The sequence below is a fragment of the Nonomuraea sp. MTCD27 genome, assembly GCF_041950495.1.
Lineage (GTDB): Bacteria > Actinomycetota > Actinomycetes > Streptosporangiales > Streptosporangiaceae > Nonomuraea.
This window is the reverse complement of the sequence record NZ_JBGNUW010000003.1, coordinates 342,220-357,737: the sequence shown is the minus strand read 5'-3', so window position 1 is coordinate 357,737 and position 15,518 is coordinate 342,220. Positions and strand designations below refer to the sequence as shown.

Annotated in this window: 12 protein-coding genes; 4 read left to right on the top strand and 8 right to left on the bottom strand. The window is 73.1% G+C overall.

The window, feature by feature from the left end; translation table 11 throughout:
• Window positions 1-68 precede the first annotated feature (68 nt).
• Window positions 69-1,241, bottom strand: coding sequence for a glycogen synthase (glgA, locus tag ACBJ59_RS09705; RefSeq protein ID WP_375109814.1), 1,173 nt, complete (start codon window positions 1,239-1,241; stop codon window positions 69-71).
• 158 nt (window positions 1,242-1,399) lie between these two features.
• On the opposite strand from glgA, the gene glgC reads away from it, so the two are divergent.
• Window positions 1,400-2,635: a glucose-1-phosphate adenylyltransferase gene (glgC, locus tag ACBJ59_RS09700; protein ID WP_364125687.1), complete on the top strand. Its 1,236-nt coding sequence runs from the start codon at window positions 1,400-1,402 to the stop codon at window positions 2,633-2,635.
• 1,094 nt (window positions 2,636-3,729) lie between these two features.
• Here the strand turns inward: glgC and ACBJ59_RS09695 are convergent.
• The gene (locus tag ACBJ59_RS09695) at window positions 3,730-4,206 is read right to left on the bottom strand and encodes a hypothetical protein (RefSeq protein WP_375109813.1); all 477 of its coding nucleotides are present in this window, start codon (window positions 4,204-4,206) and stop codon (window positions 3,730-3,732) included.
• A 197-nt stretch (window positions 4,207-4,403) separates the two neighbouring features.
• Here ACBJ59_RS09695 and ACBJ59_RS09690 point away from each other — a divergent pair, with 197 nt between their 5' ends.
• Both ACBJ59_RS09690 and ACBJ59_RS09685 read left to right on the top strand, forming a co-directional pair.
• Window positions 4,404-4,904 carry a nuclear transport factor 2 family protein gene (locus tag ACBJ59_RS09690; protein ID WP_375109812.1) on the top strand — a complete coding sequence of 167 codons (501 nt, stop codon included), beginning with the start codon at window positions 4,404-4,406 and terminating at the stop codon, window positions 4,902-4,904.
• Between the two features lie 80 nt (window positions 4,905-4,984).
• Window positions 4,985-6,463 carry an Nramp family divalent metal transporter gene (locus ACBJ59_RS09685; protein WP_375109811.1) on the top strand — a complete coding sequence of 493 codons (1,479 nt, stop codon included), beginning with the start codon at window positions 4,985-4,987 and terminating at the stop codon, window positions 6,461-6,463.
• Here the strand turns inward: ACBJ59_RS09685 and ACBJ59_RS09680 are convergent.
• The 3 genes from ACBJ59_RS09680 to ACBJ59_RS09670 all read right to left on the bottom strand — a co-directional run bounded on the left by ACBJ59_RS09680 (window position 6,460) and on the right by ACBJ59_RS09670 (window position 9,740).
• The gene (locus ACBJ59_RS09680; RefSeq protein ID WP_375109810.1) at window positions 6,460-7,149 is read right to left on the bottom strand and encodes a hypothetical protein; all 690 of its coding nucleotides are present in this window, start codon (window positions 7,147-7,149) and stop codon (window positions 6,460-6,462) included. The two genes, ACBJ59_RS09685 and ACBJ59_RS09680, sit on opposite strands and share 4 nt — an antisense overlap.
• Window positions 7,146-7,526 carry a hypothetical protein gene (locus ACBJ59_RS09675; protein ID WP_375109809.1) on the bottom strand — a complete coding sequence of 127 codons (381 nt, stop codon included), beginning with the start codon at window positions 7,524-7,526 and terminating at the stop codon, window positions 7,146-7,148. Before ACBJ59_RS09675 ends, ACBJ59_RS09680 begins: the two co-directional genes overlap by 4 nt.
• 126 nt (window positions 7,527-7,652) lie before the next feature.
• Window positions 7,653-9,740, bottom strand: a complete 2,088-nt coding sequence (locus ACBJ59_RS09670) for an alpha/beta hydrolase-fold protein (RefSeq protein ID WP_375109808.1) — start codon at window positions 9,738-9,740, stop codon at window positions 7,653-7,655.
• Window positions 9,741-9,861: 121 nt separating this feature from the next.
• On the opposite strand from ACBJ59_RS09670, the gene ACBJ59_RS09665 reads away from it, so the two are divergent.
• Window positions 9,862-11,646, top strand: coding sequence for a DUF2264 domain-containing protein (locus ACBJ59_RS09665; RefSeq protein WP_375109807.1), 1,785 nt, complete (start codon window positions 9,862-9,864; stop codon window positions 11,644-11,646).
• Window positions 11,647-11,769: 123 nt separating this feature from the next.
• Here the strand turns inward: ACBJ59_RS09665 and ACBJ59_RS09660 are convergent, their stop codons facing one another.
• From ACBJ59_RS09660 to ACBJ59_RS09650, 3 genes are all read right to left on the bottom strand, one after another.
• Window positions 11,770-12,729, bottom strand: coding sequence for an ArsR/SmtB family transcription factor (locus tag ACBJ59_RS09660; RefSeq protein WP_375109806.1), 960 nt, complete (start codon window positions 12,727-12,729; stop codon window positions 11,770-11,772).
• A gap of 135 nt (window positions 12,730-12,864) precedes the next feature.
• The gene (locus ACBJ59_RS09655; protein WP_375109805.1) at window positions 12,865-13,653 is read right to left on the bottom strand and encodes an SDR family oxidoreductase; all 789 of its coding nucleotides are present in this window, start codon (window positions 13,651-13,653) and stop codon (window positions 12,865-12,867) included.
• A gap of 860 nt (window positions 13,654-14,513) precedes the next feature.
• A complete protein-coding gene (locus tag ACBJ59_RS09650; protein ID WP_375109804.1) occupies window positions 14,514-15,503 on the bottom strand; it encodes a sporulation protein in 990 nt (329 codons plus the stop codon).
• Window positions 15,504-15,518: the final 15 nt, after the last annotated feature.

The following is a 15,518-nucleotide window of genomic DNA, read 5'->3' as shown; positions in this document are numbered from 1 at the left end:
ACGGCCTCCTGCACGGTCTACCTGCACGGTCTCCCTGCACGGCCTCCTGCGCGGCTCAGGCGACGACGTCAGGCCCGCAGGCTCGCGTACAGCTCCGTGGTGCGCCGGGCGATGCGCTCCCACGAGAAGTGCTCGACGGCCCTGGCCCGGCCGGCCCTGCCCATCTCCCTGGCCCGGCCGGGATCGCCCAGCACGGCGTTGACGCGTTCGGCCAGGTCGGCGGCGAAGCGCTCGGGGTCGTGCGGGGTGCCGTCGGCGCCCTGGTCGATCGGCACGAGCAGCCCCGTCTCGCCGTCGGCCACCACCTCGGGGATGCCGCCGGTCGCCGTCGCCACCACGGCCGTCTCGCAGGCCATCGCCTCCAGGTTCACGATCCCCATCGGCTCGTAGACGGACGGGCACACGAACACCGTGGCGTGCGTCAGGAGCTGGATCACCTCGGGCTTGGGCAGCATCTCCTGGATCCAGAACACCCCGTCGCGGTCGAGGCCGCGCACCAGCTCCGTCACCTCGGCCGCGATCTCCGGCGTGTCGGGCGCGCCCGCGCACAGCACGAGCTGCGCTCCGGGGTCGAAGGCCCGCGCCGCGTGCAGGAGGTGGACCAGGCCCTTCTGGCGGGTGATGCGGCCGACGAAGACGATGTACGGCCTGCGCGGGTCGACCCCGTGCTTCTCCAGGACGTCGAGACCCGGGTCGGGAGCGTACTGGGCGGTGTCGATGCCGTTGTGGATCACGCTGACCCGCTCCGGCGGGATCTCGGGGTAGGCGGCCAGGACGTCGCGCCGCATGCCCTCCGACACCGCGATCACCGCGTCGGCGGCGGCCAGGGCGGTGCGCTCGGCCCAGGACGAGATCGTGTAGCCGCCACCGAGTTGCTCCGCCTTCCACGGGCGCAGCGGCTCCAGGCTGTGCGTGGTGATCACGTGCGGCACGCCGTGCAGCATCTTCGCGACATGCCCGGCGAAGTTGGCGTACCAGGTGTGGGAGTGGACGACGTCGGCGCCCTCGCAGGCTGCGGCCATCTCCAGGTCCACGCCGAGCACCTGGAGCGCGGGGTTGGCGCCCTCCAGCCCGCCCGGCACGCGGTAAGCCGAGACGCCCGGCTCGTCGCGGCCGGCCCCGAAGCAGCGCACGCGTACGTCGGCCAGCTTCCGCAGCTCTCTGGCCAGGTATTCCATGTGGACCCCGGCACCGCCGTACACCTCGGGCGGGTATTCCCGGCTGAGCAGATCAACGCGCATGAGAAGACCTTACGATCAACCGGAGCGCCTGGAACACTTCGACAAGCCCAACGTCGGCAACTCCGCTTCGTACATTGAGCACCAAATCCGGACACGCAGGAAGTTCACCGTGCGGGGTTTCGTCGATAGATCGGCCATTTGAGGGTAGCGTCCTGGACATGAGGTCCCGGAGGGTGCTTGCGGTTGTGCTGGCAGGTGGAGAGGGCAAGAGGCTCATGCCGCTCACGGCGGATCGGGCGAAACCGGCGGTGCCGTTCGGGGGGATGTATCGGCTCATCGATTTCGTGCTGTCCAATCTCGCGAACGGCGGGTTCTTGAAGATCGTCGTACTGACGCAGTACAAGAACCACAGCCTCGACCGGCACGTCTCGCGGACCTGGCGGCTGTCGGCGATGCTGGGCAACTACGTCACCCCGGTGCCCGCGCAGCAGCGGCTCGGGCCGCGCTGGTTCTCCGGCTCCGCGGACGCCCTGTTCCAGAACCTGAACCTGATCTACGACGAGATGCCGGAGCACGTGATCGTGTTCGGCGCCGACCACATCTACCGGATGGATCCGCGGCAGATGGTCGAGCAGCACGAAGACTCCGGCGCCGACGTGACGGTGGCGGCGATCAGGCAGCCGCTGTCGCTGGCCGACCAGTTCGGCGTGATCGAGACCGACCCCGAGGGGCGCCGGATCGTGGCGTTCCGGGAGAAGCCGAAGGACGCGGTGGGGCTGGCCGACTCCCCCGACGAGGTGTACGCCTCGATGGGCAACTACGTGTTCAAGACGCAGTCGATGATCGACGCGCTGCGAGAAGACGCGCTCGACCCCACCAGCAAGCACGACCTGGGCGGCAACATCATCCCGATGCTGGTCAAGTCGGGCGGCGCCGACGTCTACGACTTCGCCAACAACGTCGTGCCGGGCTCCAGCGAGCGCGACCGGGGCTACTGGCGCGACGTGGGGACGCTGGACGCCTACTACGAGGCCCACATGGACCTCATCTCGGCGCATCCCGTGTTCAACCTGTACAACGACAAGTGGCCCATCTTCACCGGGCACGACCCGCTGCCGCCGGCCAAGTTCGTGCACAACGACGGCGACCGGGTGGGGCGGGCGATCGACTCGCTGGTCTCCCCCGGCGTGATCGTCTCCGGCGGGACCGCGATCCGGTCGATCCTGTCGCCCAAGGTGGTGCTCCACTCGCACTCGCTGGTGGAGGACTCGGTGCTGATGGAGAACGTCAAGGTCGGGCGGGGGGCGATCGTCCGCAAGGCGATCATCGACAAGAACGTGGTGATCCCGGACGGGGCCCGGATCGGCTTCGACCTCGACTACGACCGCACCCGGTTCGCGCTGACGCGGGGCGGGGTCGTGGTCATCGGGAAGAACGAGATCGTAGACCGCTGACCACCTCCGGGGGCCGGTTCGCCGATCCCCGGAGAGTTCCCGGCCCACCCCGCCCACCCGGCCCGATGGATGCCTCGGGGTGGGCCGCGTGGGCGTCACGTCGCCTTGGAGCCACACCGCTCTCGCGTCACGTCACCCTGGGGCCGCGTTGGCGTCACGTCGCCCTGGGTGCGCCACCTTGGCGTCACATCGCCTTCGGGCTGTGCCCGCTCGGCGGTGCCGCGCTCAGCGGTGCCGCGCTCAGCGGTGCCGCGCTCGGGCCGCGACGCCTCCCGACCGTCCGGCTACCGACCAGCGCACGCGTCCACTGCAGACGTCCGCCCGAGTCCAAGCGCGGCCACACGGCTTGGCCCCGGTCGATCGACGCCACCTGCGACAGCCCCTGCACCCAAGGGCGCGCCGAGGCAGCACACCGCGAAGCGACTCACCGCGAAGACCGCGCACCCAAGTCGGCACCGTAGGAGGCGACGCAGCGGAAAGCCGCGCAGCCTGAACGGCGACGCGGCCCAAGCGCAGTAGGACCGAAGGGAGCGCGGCGGGGAAGCTGTGCGGCGGAGGCGGCGGAGCGCGGCCGAGCGCGACGCCGCGCGCAGCACGGCCCCGAAGTGGCGTGGCAGGAAGCGGTGTGGCCGGGAAGAGGCGTGATCCTAGGGCGGCGCAGTGGGAAGCCGCGCGCGCCCACGCGCGAAACGACTCAAGCGCAGCACGGCCCCGAGGCGGGGAGGCGGAAGGCGCGGCACAGCCCGAACTCGGCGCGGTGGCGCGGTGGCGCGGTGGCGCGGTGGCGCGGTGGCGCGGTGGCGCGGTGGCGCGGTGGCGCGGTGGCGCGGTGGCGCGGTGGCGCGGTGGCGCGGTGGCGCGGGAACGCAGCGGTACCCGAAGACAGCGCGGGTCCAAGGCAGCGCAGCCCTCGAAGCGGCGCGGCCCTCAAAGCGGCGCGGCCCAAAGCGGCGCGTGGTGGAGGGGTGTTGGTGGAGGGGTGAGGAGGGGTCATGAATGGTTGGTGGCACGAGGGCCGGCCAGGGGTCCCGGGTCACCGTGGCAGTGTCCCGGGACCGAACCGGACTGATGTTCAGAGCCGGCCGTGCCGAGTCCTAGAACCGGTCAAGCCAGGTGCCGGGCCAGCCGTAGCCGTCCCAGCCGCGCGAGCCCCAGGCACCACGGGTGTGGTCGCCATAGGTCCCGACGCCCCAGTGGTGACCCGGCCAGACCGTGTCGGAGTGGTAGCCGTTGTCGTGCTCGTTGTCCCAGCTGTTGCCGTTCCAGCCGTTGCCGTTCCAGCCGTGGCCGTTCCAGCCGTGGCCGTTCCAGGTGGTGTCGTGGCTGTCGTCGTGACTGGGCTTCCAGTCAGGCTTCCAGCTTTCTTCCTTCTTCTCGTCGCGCTTGCCCTGGCAGGCATCCGCGTCGCGGCGGCCGGCGTAGACACCCCAGCTGTCGATGCGCAGCGAGTGCGTCATGTCCGCCACGCTCAGGTCGCAGTGGGCCGTACCGGCACTGGCCGGCGTGGCCATCGCGATGAACGTGGCGGCGGTGGCGAGCGCGCCACCTGCCGCTATGAGCTTACCTTTCATGATCTCCCCCTGTAGTCACCTTGTGACAACAGTTCATCACTGTACGTAGTCGCTCCCGTAACGTCGCGTAACGCCACGCCCGGAACGTCTCGCCCCTTTGTCGGTCCCGCCCCGATGCGGGGTTCATGGGGGCATAGCCATTGGTTATGGCCGCAGGTCTTGGACGTTTCCGGCGCCGGAACCGGATCATCGTCGGCATGAGCACGCAGCCCTCCCGGCCCGCACGTTCCCATTCCGGCTCCGTCCCGACCCGGAGGTGGGCGGCCCTGCTCGCGGCCGTCGCGCTCCTGGTCGCGACCGCGTGCGGCGCCACCGCCGCCGAGCCGCAGCCCGCGCCGGCACCCTCGACCGCACCCTCGACCGCACCCTCGACGCCGGCCGGGGTGGCCGCGGCGGCGCGGGCGTACGTGGACGCCGTGAACGCGCGCGACCTCGACGCCCTCGTCGCCGCGTTCGCCCCCGACGCCGAGATCGTCGACGTCTCCCGGAGCATCCGGGGGCACGACGCCATCCGGGAGTGGGCCGGCAACGAGGTGGTCGGCGGGACGCTGCGGGTCGTCTCGATCGCCGAGAACCGGGCGGACGGGCAGAAGCTGCTGGTCCACTGGGCTCCGGCGGGCTCCGACGGGTGGCGGGCGCACTACGACTTCACGGTCCGGGACGGGCGCGTGGGCCGGGCCGACCTCCAGTACGCCTGATCAGGAGCTCCCGGTGTGCGGCAATTGGGTCTTGTAGCGGCCGCCCTTCGGGATCACCCTGAACGGCAGGAGGCAGTGACATGTCGCACCCACTCGGAGTCAGCCGTCCGGATCTCGAAGTCATCGACCTGCCCACGCCGGAGGAGGTCTTCAAGGTCTCCAAGATCGGCCCCAAGGAACTGGTCAAATACGCCGTCGGCCCGAGCCTGATCGCCCTGGGCATCTCGATCGGCAGCGGTGAGTGGCTGCTCGGCCCCCTCAGTGTGGGGCAGTACGGATTTGTCGGCGTCGGCTGGGTCATCCTGGTGTCGGCCCTGCTGCAGACGTTCTACAACGTCGAATGCTCCCGCTACGTCCTCGCGACCGGCGAGACGCCGGTGGTCGGCTGGGGGCGGGTACCGCCGGGCTGGGCCCTGTGGGTGCCCCTGTCGGTCCTCATCGTGATCTTCGCGTTCATCGCGGGCGGCTGGGCCGCGTCGGCGGGGCAGGGCGTGTACGCGCTGGTCCACGGCGTACCACCGGCGGCCACGGACGCCGAGCCGCGCTGGTGGGCCATCGGCCTGCTGGTGCTGGTCTTCCTCATCTGCGCCGCCGCCCGCCGGATCAGCCGCGCCCTGGAGCTGGCCAACTGGGTGATGGTCGGCACCATCCTGCTCGCCCTGCTGGCCGTGGACCTGCTCGTCGTGCCGTTCAGCCAGTGGTGGGAGGGCATCCGCGGCTTCGTCACCCCGGCCGCCCCGCCCGCCGGCATCACCGCGACCCAGCTCGGCGCCCTGGCCGGGTTCACCGCGCTGGCCTCCGGCCTGAACTGGTACATCATGGGCCACTACCGCGACAAGGGCTACGGCATGGGCCACCGCGTCGGCTACATCTCGGGCCTGCGCGGCGATCGGCGCCCGATCCTGGCCAGCGGCGTCACCTTCCCCGACAACGAGCTCAACCGCGGCCTGTGGCGGCGCTGGTACCGGCTGCTCATGGTGGACATGTGGGGCGTGTTCTTCGTCGGCGCCATCCTCGGCATGCTGCTGCCCACGATCCTCATGGCACAGGCGGTCACGCTGGCGGGCGAGAAGCCCACCCGGGCGAACGTGCCGACGTTCGTGGCCAGCGCGCTCGGCGACGAGTACGGGCAGGTGGTCTTCTACGTCGCGCTCGTGATGGGGGTGCTGATCCTGTTCTCCACGCAGCTCGGCATCTTCGAGGCGATGGTTCGGGTGACGACGGACGCGGCCAACGCCACCAGCCCGCGCCTGCGCCGGCTGATCGAGGGCGATCCGCGCCGCTTCTACTACCCGTTCATGCTCCTGCTGCTGGTCATCATCTCGATCATCATCTTCCAGTCGCTGCCGGTGGGCCTGGTCGAATGGTCGGCCAACATGTCCAACCTGGGCGCGCTGCTGTATCCGTTCATGCTGATGTACCTGAACAGCAAGCTCCCGCGCCCGGCCCGCCCGCGCCCGTGGCACTACGTCATCCTCGTGCTCAACTTCCTGTTCTTCGGCTTCTTCTTCGTCAACTTCATCGCCGACTTCATCGGCGACCCGCTCGTGACGTTCTAGGCGCTCTCCCAGAGCCGGATGTCGGCCCGCACGTGCCCGCCGGCCGGCTCGCCGAGGACCAGGTACGCCAGGTCGCCGGCCCGGGTCAGCAGGCACAGCGGCTCCGCGGGCCCGGCCCGGTCCGCGGGGCCGCCGGTCTCCGGCGGGCTCGCGAGGCACTGGGCCAGGGTGGCGCCGACGCGGCTGCGGGTCATGTCCACGTAGGCGCCGGAGCCGTACGCGGAGAGGGCGAAGTCGGCGTCGTCCGCCTCGGCGGACCGTGGGCCCTGCCGGGTGAGCATCCAGAACCCCAGGAGCTTCCCGTCCGCCGGGAGCGGCAGGGACACCGTGCCGCGGTAGAGGGGCTGCCTGCCGGTCGTCCGCGGGTGCCGGCTCGCGGCCGTCGTGGCGGGGGCCGCGCCGATGGGGTCGGTGGACGGGGGCAGCCGCAGCACGACGGTGCCCACGGCGACCGCCATCCCGGCCACCGCCACCGGGAGCAGGACCCGGTTGAACGTCACCGCCCAGTTCCGGCGCCCGCGGGGCGCGCGGGCGGGGGACGGCGGCAGGCCGAGGAGCGAGGCCCGGTAGCGCTGCCACAGGCTCAGGTCCCGGTACGGGCGCAGCGCCCGGTCGTCCAGCTCGAAGGCCCTGGTGTCGATGAGGGCCTGCCAGTAGCGGCGGGCGAGGGAGCGCCGCTCCGTCATGGCGTCGCTTCCCGCGCCCTGTCCGGCGGCCCGTCCTGCGGCGCCGTCTCCGGGGCGGGGCGCAGGCCGCGCAGGGTGCCGACCTGGCGCAGCAGCGCGGGGGCGGAGGCGCCGACCGCGATGGCCGCCATGGTGCCGGTGATCTGGTCCCGGAACAGCAGGCACGCGGCCGCCCCGAGCCCCAGCCTGGTCACGGCCACGAGCGAGTCCGCGACCGGATCGAGGTATTCGTCCAGCCGCGGTAGCTTCGCGCCCTTCTTCTTCGCCCTGGCCTTCCTGCGGGCCTGCTGCCACGCCGTCAGCGAGCTCCACACGTACAGGACCTCTATGACCGCTCCCCCGACGGCGCCCAGCCCCGCGGCCGCCATCCAATCCACGACTCCGCCCCCCGGTTCCGGCTATCCGCCAAGCATGCTCAGGGTCGCGGTGGCCGTGCGAGGGCCGCGGGGTCAGGTAGTGCTCACCTTCGCGCGGCACGAGTGTGTCGCCGCGCCACGGGCCCTTCAGCTCGGCCGGGTGGTCAGGAAGACGTCGCCGTTGCCCGGGGCCTGGCCGCCCTCCGGCGTCCCGTACGTCAGGCCCGTGATCGCCACCTGGCCCGAGGCCGTCGTGGTGGCGTACAGGTTCGGCTCGGCGAACGGGTCGACGGCGTCGTCGCGGGCCGTGCCGAGCTGGGCGGCGGCACGCTGGGCGCCCTTGGCGTCCAGCCGGAGGGTCAGGACGTCGGCCCCGCCCGCCTGCACCCCGACGCGGCCCCGGGTGTAGCCGGCGACCGCCACCTCCCCGCCCGGCAGCGGGGTCACCGCGGCGCCCTCGTCGGCGGCCGGCGTGGCCAGGGTGTGCCGCCAGCGCTGCCTGCCCTGGGCGGTGTAGGCGACGGTGAGCGCGTCGCCCGCCGTGGCGCCCGTGGCGACGGCGAGGCCGGTGGTGGTGACCGTGACCGCGTTCAGCCGGTCGTCGCCCGGCCCTCCGGCGGTGGTGGCCCACGTCCTGGTGCCGTCCGGGGTGTAGGCGGCGATCCAGGCGTCCAGGCCGCCGAGCGCGGTCGTGCCGGGCAGGGCGGCGGTGGCGCCGCCGGTCACGTAGAGGGTGGTGGCGTCCGCGGCGATGCCGTACGCCTTGTCCTCCCCGGGGCCTCCGTACTGGCGGATCCAGGACACCTCGCCGTCCGGGGTGAGGCGGGCGAGCAGGGCGTCCTTGTCGCCGCTGTTGGGGCCGTCGAGCGCGCCCTTGGTGTAGCCCGTCACGTACGCGCCCCCGTCGGGCGCGGCGGCCAGGCCGTACAGGCGGTCGGCCGCCTCCGGGGCGCCGAACTGGGTGATCCAGCGGACCTCGCCGCTCGCGTCGAGCCTGGCCACGAACGCGTCGTCCGCGGCGTTCCCGGCGTGGCGGCCGTCGAGGTCGCCCTTGGTGTAGCCGGCCGCGAGGACGCCCCCGTCCGGCAGGGGCGCGACGCCGTACAGGCGCTCGTCCGCCGCCGTGCCGAACTGCCTGGTCCAGCCCCCGGTACGGGTCACCACGGCGTCCAGCCGGCCCGCGTGCTCCTGGCCGCTCACGGGACCGCCGGCGGCGTACCCGATGGTCAGGGAGCCGTCCGCGTGGGCCGCGACGCCGCCGGCCCAGTCGGTGGCGGGCGTGCCGTGCAGCGGGGCGGGCAGCCCGGCCGGCGGGGTGACGCTCAGGCCCGGGCCCAGCTCGGCCATGGCCTGCTCGAAGGCGGGGGCCCAGACCGTCCAGTCGTGACCGCCGTCCATGACGCGGAGCTGGGCGGAGATCGCGGGCGAGCGCCTGGCGGCGTTGTACAGGGCGGCGGACTCGAAGTCGATGTCGTGGCGGGCGTCGGCGGGGTCGGGGTTGGCGTACTCGTCGTCGCCGACCGCCACGAACAGCCGGACGGGCAGGTCCGGGTCCAGGTCCGGGAGCAGGGCCGGGTAGTTGAGCTCGCGGTAGACCTCGTCGGAGAACTTCTCGCCGCCGTCGCCGAACGCGCCGTAATCGCGGGCCGAGGAGTCGGACGGGGGCAGCGGCGTGTAGACCGCGGGGCTCAGCACGGCGGCCGCGCCGAACAGGTCCTGGTGCGCGAGCGCGAACCGCAGCGCGCCCGCGCCGCCCATCGAGTAGCCGCCGACCAGGCGGGCCTGCCGGATGGGCGCCGTACGGTACGTGGCGTCCACGTGCGCGACCAGGTCCCGGGTCAGCGCCGTCTCGACCGGCCGGCCGTCGGTGTGGCGGGAGTCCACGTACCAGTTGCCGCGCTCGTTCCACGGCGCGTCCGGCATGACGGCGATGACGGGCGGGATCCGCCTGGTCCGGATCATGTCGTCCAGCGTCGTCCGCACCCTCGTCCACGCCTGCATGGTGTCGCCCCGGCCGTGCAGGAGGTAGAGCACGGGGTGGCGGGCGGTGCCCCGGCCGTATCCGGCGGGCAGGTAGACGTTGTAGGCGATCTTCTCGCCCAAGGCGCTCGACGGGGCCTCGCCGGTGGTGAGGGTCCCGCCCGCCCGTACGTCCGTCTCGCCGGGCACGGCCTGCAGGCCGATCGCGGTCAGGACGGCTAACGCGCCGGCGGCGATCCATCGGGGAAAGGGCATCGACCGCTCCTGTAAACGTTTACCGTATGGGCCTGTTGTTTCGGGAGAGTTTCATGGGGTGCGGGAGGTCCTGTCAACCGGCTTCTTGTGGGATGCGGCCGTGGTGTGTTTCCTTGGCTTGGTGATCTCCCCCTACTCGGGCTGGACCAGGGAGCACTGGGCGGGCCTGGCCGACCGGCTGCTCCTGTCGGCGCGCCCCTTCGCCTCCCCCTCCCACGCGCGCATCAGCTTCCCCGGCCCGCCCGGCGGCTACGGCCCGGACGTCGACGCCCTGGAGGGCTTCGCGCGGACGTTCCTCGCGGCCGGCTTCCGCGTCGCGGGCGAGGGCGGGCGCGACCCGCTCGGCCTCATGGAGTGGTACGCCGAGGGCATCGCCGCCGGCACCGACCCGCACTCCCCCGAGCGCTGGGTACGCCTGGACGAGCACGGCCAGGCCAAGGTGGAGGCCGCCTCCATCGCGCTCGTCCTGCACCTGACCAGGCCCTGGCTGTGGGACCGGCTGACGCCGCTGGTGCGGGAGCAGGTGGTGGACTATCTGGCGCCGGCGATCGGCTCGGACTACCCGCCGATCAACTGGGTCTGGTTCCAGATCGTCGTGGAGCAGTTCCTCGCCTCGGTCGGGGGGCCGTACGCGCAGGAGGACATCGACGCCGGGCTCACCCTGGCCGCCGGCTTCGAGCGCGCGGACGGCTGGTACGCCGACGGCCCCGAGCGCGCCTACGACCACTACGCCGGCTGGGCGCTGCACTTCTATCCGCTGCTGTGGAGCGAGATGGCCGGGGTGGCGCCGGACCCGGTCTACCTGTCGCGTCTCGAACGCTTCCTGGACGACGCGGTCCACCTGGTCGGCGCCGACGGCTCGCCGCTGGTCCAGGGCCGCAGCCTCGCCTACCGCTTCGCCGCCGCGACGCCGTTCTGGGTCGGCGCCAGGGCGGGGGTGGGCTCGCCGGGGCTGCTGCGCCGGGCCGCGTCCGGCATCGTGCGGCACTTCGCCGACCGTGGCGCGCCCGACGGCGACGGCCTGCTGACCCTGGGCTGGCACGGGCCCTGGCGGGCGATCGCGCAGGACTATTCGGGCCCCGGCTCGCCGTACTGGGCCGCGAAGGGGCTCTTCGGGCTGTCGCTGCCCGCCGATCACCCGGTGTGGACCGCGGTGGAGGAGCCGCTGCCGGTGGAGACGGGCGACTTCGGGCGGGTGGTACGCGCCCCCGGGTGGCTGGTGAGCGGCACGCGGGCGGACGGGATCGTCCGGGTCGTCAACCACGGCACCGACCACTCGCACCCGGGCTCCGACCTGGCCGACGCGCCCCTCTACGCGCGGCTGGGCTACTCCACGGCCACCTTCCCGCTGCTGTCCGGCGACCCGCTGGACCAGTCGGTCGTGGTCCTGGACGGGGAGGGACGGGCCAGCCACCGGACCGGGTTCACCTCCGGGCCGGTGCGCGCGCTGCCGTCGGGCACGCTGGCCGGCTCGTCCCGGTGGCGGGCGCACTGGGGCGAGCAGGGCCCCGGGCCCGACCACGGCTACGCCCGGGCGGGCGCGGAGATGCGGCACGGGCCCGAGGTGGAGGTGGTCTCCGCCGTGCGCGGGGCGTGGGAGGTACGGTTCGTCCGGCTGACCGGGGAGCCCGGCAGGCTGCGGGTGGGCGGCTGGCCGTCACCCGAGGGCGATGCCGTCACCCGCGTGGTCGGCGGGCCGGGGCTGACCGAGTCCGGCACGGCCGTGGCCGCCACCCCGCTGGGCGAGCGCACGCTGGTCCCGTGGTGCGCGACGCCGGGCGCGGCCGAGCCGGGCCGCTGGTACACCGCCGCGCTGCTGCTCGGGCACGGCGACGCGGCGCCGTCGGTCGAGGACGGGAAGATCGGCTGGCCGGACGGGACGATCGACGACGTTCCCACCGCCTGATCGGCGTCCCTTCCACGTTCGTCGAAGTGATCTCTGGTCATGATCTCCCGCTGTTGGCTTGGCCGGCGTCTCGATCAGGGCGGGCGCCCGGCTCGCCCGCCCTCACGCCCGGCTCGCCCGCCCTCACGACCGGCGGAACAGCTCCAGCAACTCCTCGGCCCGGTGGGTGCGGCCCACCCACACCTCGCGCCCGCGGCGCTCCCTGGTGATGAGCCGCGCGGCCCGCAGCCGGTCGCAGTGGTACGTGATGCTGCTGGGCGCGATCTTCAGGTCCGCGGCCAGCATGCTCATGGTCATCGGCCGGCCGATCGCGCACAGCAGCCCGGCGCGCACCGGGCCCATCAGCGCCGACAGCTCGTCCTGCGCGGGCGCGGCGGGCCGGCTCCACAGCGTCTCCGCGCCGGGCACCGGGTACGCGATCCAGACGGCCTCCTCGTTGTCCAGGCTGACGATGACCGCGTCCTTGCCGGCCAGCATCGGGACCAGGACGATCCGCCGGTCGCCCAGGTCGTACGCGCTGGCCTCGACGTCGGCGATGAGCAGCCCGCTCCCGCCGTGCACGATGCGCTGGTTGAGCGCGCCGAGCAGCAGCTCGGGGCCGCCGCGGACGCTCGCGACGCCCACCCGCCGCACCTCCCTGTCCAGCAGGGCGCGGGCGCGCTTCCACAGGGGTTCGACGGTGCTCCAGACGTCGGCGAGGGCGCCGGCGTAGCCGTGGAACCAGCTCGCGGGCCGCTCGGCGGCCGAGCGCCAGTGGGCGGGCAGCGGGCCCGGGCCGAACGCCTGCTCCAGGTCCGTGATCAGGCGGTCGGGCGGCAGCTCGTGCAGCGCGCTGACCTGGGCTTCGACGGAGACGTCGGCTCCTACGGGAGTGAGGGGGACGAGGCTGTCGGGGACCACGGAGTAGCCGGGGGCGGCGAGCGGGCGTACCGCCTGGTGTCCTGGCCGGCCGACGCGCGAGCCGACGGCCGCGCGCCACGGCTCGGGCAGGCCGCGGCGGCGGCCCGCGAGAGCGTCGGTGATCACCGCCAGGGCCGTGAGGTGCGGGGAGATCGAGATGGACAGCTGAGGCGCGGAGGTCATACGCAACTCACTCCACACAGTCGGGCTGATTACGTCGGCTCCTTGGGGTCGACTCGATCGGGCAGTGAGTCAACCTATTCCGGTGGCTTTCTCCTGACTTACAGTCCGATTGCACGGTTGCGAAGAATGCTCGGATTACGTCAGGTCGGGGAGGCCGAGGTCGAGGTTGGGCTGCTCGATGCCGCCGTCCACCTCCAGCACCGTGCCCGTCACGTACCGGGCGGCCGGGGAGGACAGGTAGAGGACGGCGGCCGCGACGTCCTCGGGCTCCCCGATCCGGCGCAGCGGCGTGGCCTGCTCCATGCGGGTGCGCAGGCCCTCGTCCTTCATGACGATGTCCAGGGCTGAGGTGGCCACCGCGCCGACGGCGACCGCGTTGACGCGTACGCGGGGCGCCAGGTCCTGTGCGGCCAGCCGCGTGTAGTGGGCGACCGCGGCCTTGGCGGTGCCGTACGCCAGGTAGCCCCGGGCGGACAGGCGGCCCATGGCGGAGGAGATGTTCACGACCGCGCCACCGGTCTCGAGCAGGCGGGGCACCGCGGCCCTGGTCAGCTCGTGCATGATGCCGACGTTGAACTGGAACGCGTTCTGCAGATGCGCCCGGCTGGTGTCCATGAAGGCCCGGGGCAGCGCCCCGCCCACGTTGTTGACCACCACGTCCAGCCGCCCGAACGCCTGCGCGGCCCGCTCGGCGAGCGCCTCGGCGGCGCCCGGCTCGGCCAGGTCGGCCGGGACGATCAGGGCTCGCCTGCCCGCCTTCTCCACCTGGTCCGCGACCGCGCGGAGCTGCTCCTCGGTACGGGCGCAGAGCGCCACGTCCGCGCCCGCCTGCGCGAGCGCGATCGCGGTGGCGGCGCCGATGCCCCGGCCCGCCCCGGTGACGACGGCCGCGGCGCCGGGAATCTGGAATCGGTCCAGGATCATGCCGCCAGCCTAGGGATGAACTGCAACGTGTTTCAATACGCGGGCGCCGCCATGACGGGAGTGGCTGCGATCTGCCCGGATATACGGTCATATTTGTTTTGCGCGTTATGGCGGAGCCGACGCCCTCCGCACGTCTGCGTGCCGCTGTCTGAGCGGCGGCACGCGTCGGCCGTACTGCTGGCCCATTCGGCGCTCACGCGGGTGGTGACGTTGGAGCTGCGGCCGACGACGTCGTACCGGGCGATCGAGCTGGACGTGCCGGCGGCGTGGCTGGGCGGGCTAGGCGCGAGCATCGCGATCGCGCCGCTACCGCCGGCCCTCCCGGCCGGGCACACGACCGACCGGCACAGCGAGCGCCGCGTCGCCGTGACCAGCACGGACGGCGCAGCACGGCGCAGCGCAGCACGGCGCAGCGCAGCACGGCGCAGCGCAGCACGGCGCAGCGCAGCACAGGCGGCGCAGCACGGGCGGCCGTCCAGCAACCGACGCGGTGCGACCCACGACGCGAAGAGGTGCGACCCGCGACGCAGCACAGCACAGCACAGCACAGCACAGCGCCAGGCGCGGTGCGAGCTGCGGCGCGGAGGGTTGCGATCCGCGGCGCAGCGTGGCGCGGCACGGCGCGGCACGGTGGCCCAGCGCCCGGACGCGGCGCGAACCTCGGCGCAGCGCAGGACGGCGCAGCACCGCCGGCGCGGCGGCCCGGCGCACGGGCGCGGTGCGTGCCGCGGCGCGGAAGTGCGGCGGCGGGTTGCGGAGCATCGGTGCCGGGCCGTGGCCGGGAGTCAGCGGCGGGCTGGGGTCGTCAGGGGTGGGTCGCCACTCGTCGCCGCCGCCCCTCGTCGCCCTTCAGGGGTGGGTCACCACTCGTCGCCGCCGCCCTCGTCGCCCTCGAAGAACTCCTCCACGACCTCATCGACCACCTCGCCGGCCACGAGACCGCCCACCACGCCGGCGGCGCCGGCCGCGGCCACCATGCCCAGGCCCGGCCCGCCGTGGCGACCGCCGTGGTGACCTCCGTGGTGACCTCCGTGGTGCCCGCCGTGGTGGTCACCGTAGTGGGCGTGGTGGCCCGGCGCCGAGTGCTGGGAGAGGCCGTCGAGCCAGCGGCCGAGCTCCGCGGCCCAGTCGGTACGCAGGGCGTCGTCGTGGCTGACGTGGAAACGGCCGATGGCGTCGCTGGAGGAGTAGCGGCCGCTGCGCTTGTCGGCCTCCAGAACCACCGCCAGCCCGGCGGGGTCGGCCACGAAGGTCACCTCGATCTCGCCCACCAGCCCGGCGTACCGGCCGGACGGGTAGAACTCGATCTCCTGGTAGAACGGCAGCTCCTGCCGCACCCCGTACAGGTGCCCGGCCTCCAGGTCGGCCGACTTGAAGCCGAACCCGAGCTGCAGGAGCGCCTCCAGGATCCGCAGCTGCGACGGCAGCGGCTCGATCGCCACCATGTCGAGGTCGCCCTTGTCGACGGCCTTGGCGATGGCCAGCTCGGTGCGTACGCCCACCGCCATGCCGGTCAGCGGCTGCCCGCCGATCTCGCTGATCGGCGACTCCCACGGGACCGGGATGCGGAAGTCGACGGTGCGCTCCTCGCCCTTGCGCAGCGTGAAGGGGCCGGACACGCGGGCGCTGGAGAACTGGCTGAGCCCCGCCGCCTCGCCGTCGCCGTGCTCGATCTCCACCCGGGCCACCAGGCCGAGGGTGATGTGCTCGATCTCGGCGTCGAAGTCGCCGCCCTTGAGCCGTACCTCCCCCTCCAGCGTGCCGCCCGGCCGGGTACGCGAGGTGGACAGAACGGTGTCCACCGAGGGAGCGCCCACGCCGAACGCACCCAGCATCCTCTTGAAGACCACGGCTCTGTTCTCCTG

Bases quoted from the DNA above. Each gene is read 5' to 3' on its own strand.
- glgA (WP_375109814.1), bottom strand. From the start codon at position 1,241: ATGCGCGTTGATCTGCTCAGCCGGGAATACCCGCCCGAGGTGTACGGC.
- glgC (WP_364125687.1), top strand. From the start codon at position 1,400: ATGAGGTCCCGGAGGGTGCTTGCGGTTGTGCTGGCAGGTGGAGAGGGC.
- ACBJ59_RS09695 (WP_375109813.1), bottom strand. From the start codon at position 4,206: ATGAAAGGTAAGCTCATAGCGGCAGGTGGCGCGCTCGCCACCGCCGCC.
- ACBJ59_RS09690 (WP_375109812.1), top strand. From the start codon at position 4,404: ATGAGCACGCAGCCCTCCCGGCCCGCACGTTCCCATTCCGGCTCCGTC.
- ACBJ59_RS09685 (WP_375109811.1), top strand. From the start codon at position 4,985: ATGTCGCACCCACTCGGAGTCAGCCGTCCGGATCTCGAAGTCATCGAC.
- ACBJ59_RS09680 (WP_375109810.1), bottom strand. From the start codon at position 7,149: ATGACGGAGCGGCGCTCCCTCGCCCGCCGCTACTGGCAGGCCCTCATC.
- ACBJ59_RS09670 (WP_375109808.1), bottom strand. From the start codon at position 9,740: ATGCCCTTTCCCCGATGGATCGCCGCCGGCGCGTTAGCCGTCCTGACC.
- ACBJ59_RS09660 (WP_375109806.1), bottom strand. From the start codon at position 12,729: ATGACCTCCGCGCCTCAGCTGTCCATCTCGATCTCCCCGCACCTCACG.
- ACBJ59_RS09655 (WP_375109805.1), bottom strand. From the start codon at position 13,653: ATGATCCTGGACCGATTCCAGATTCCCGGCGCCGCGGCCGTCGTCACC.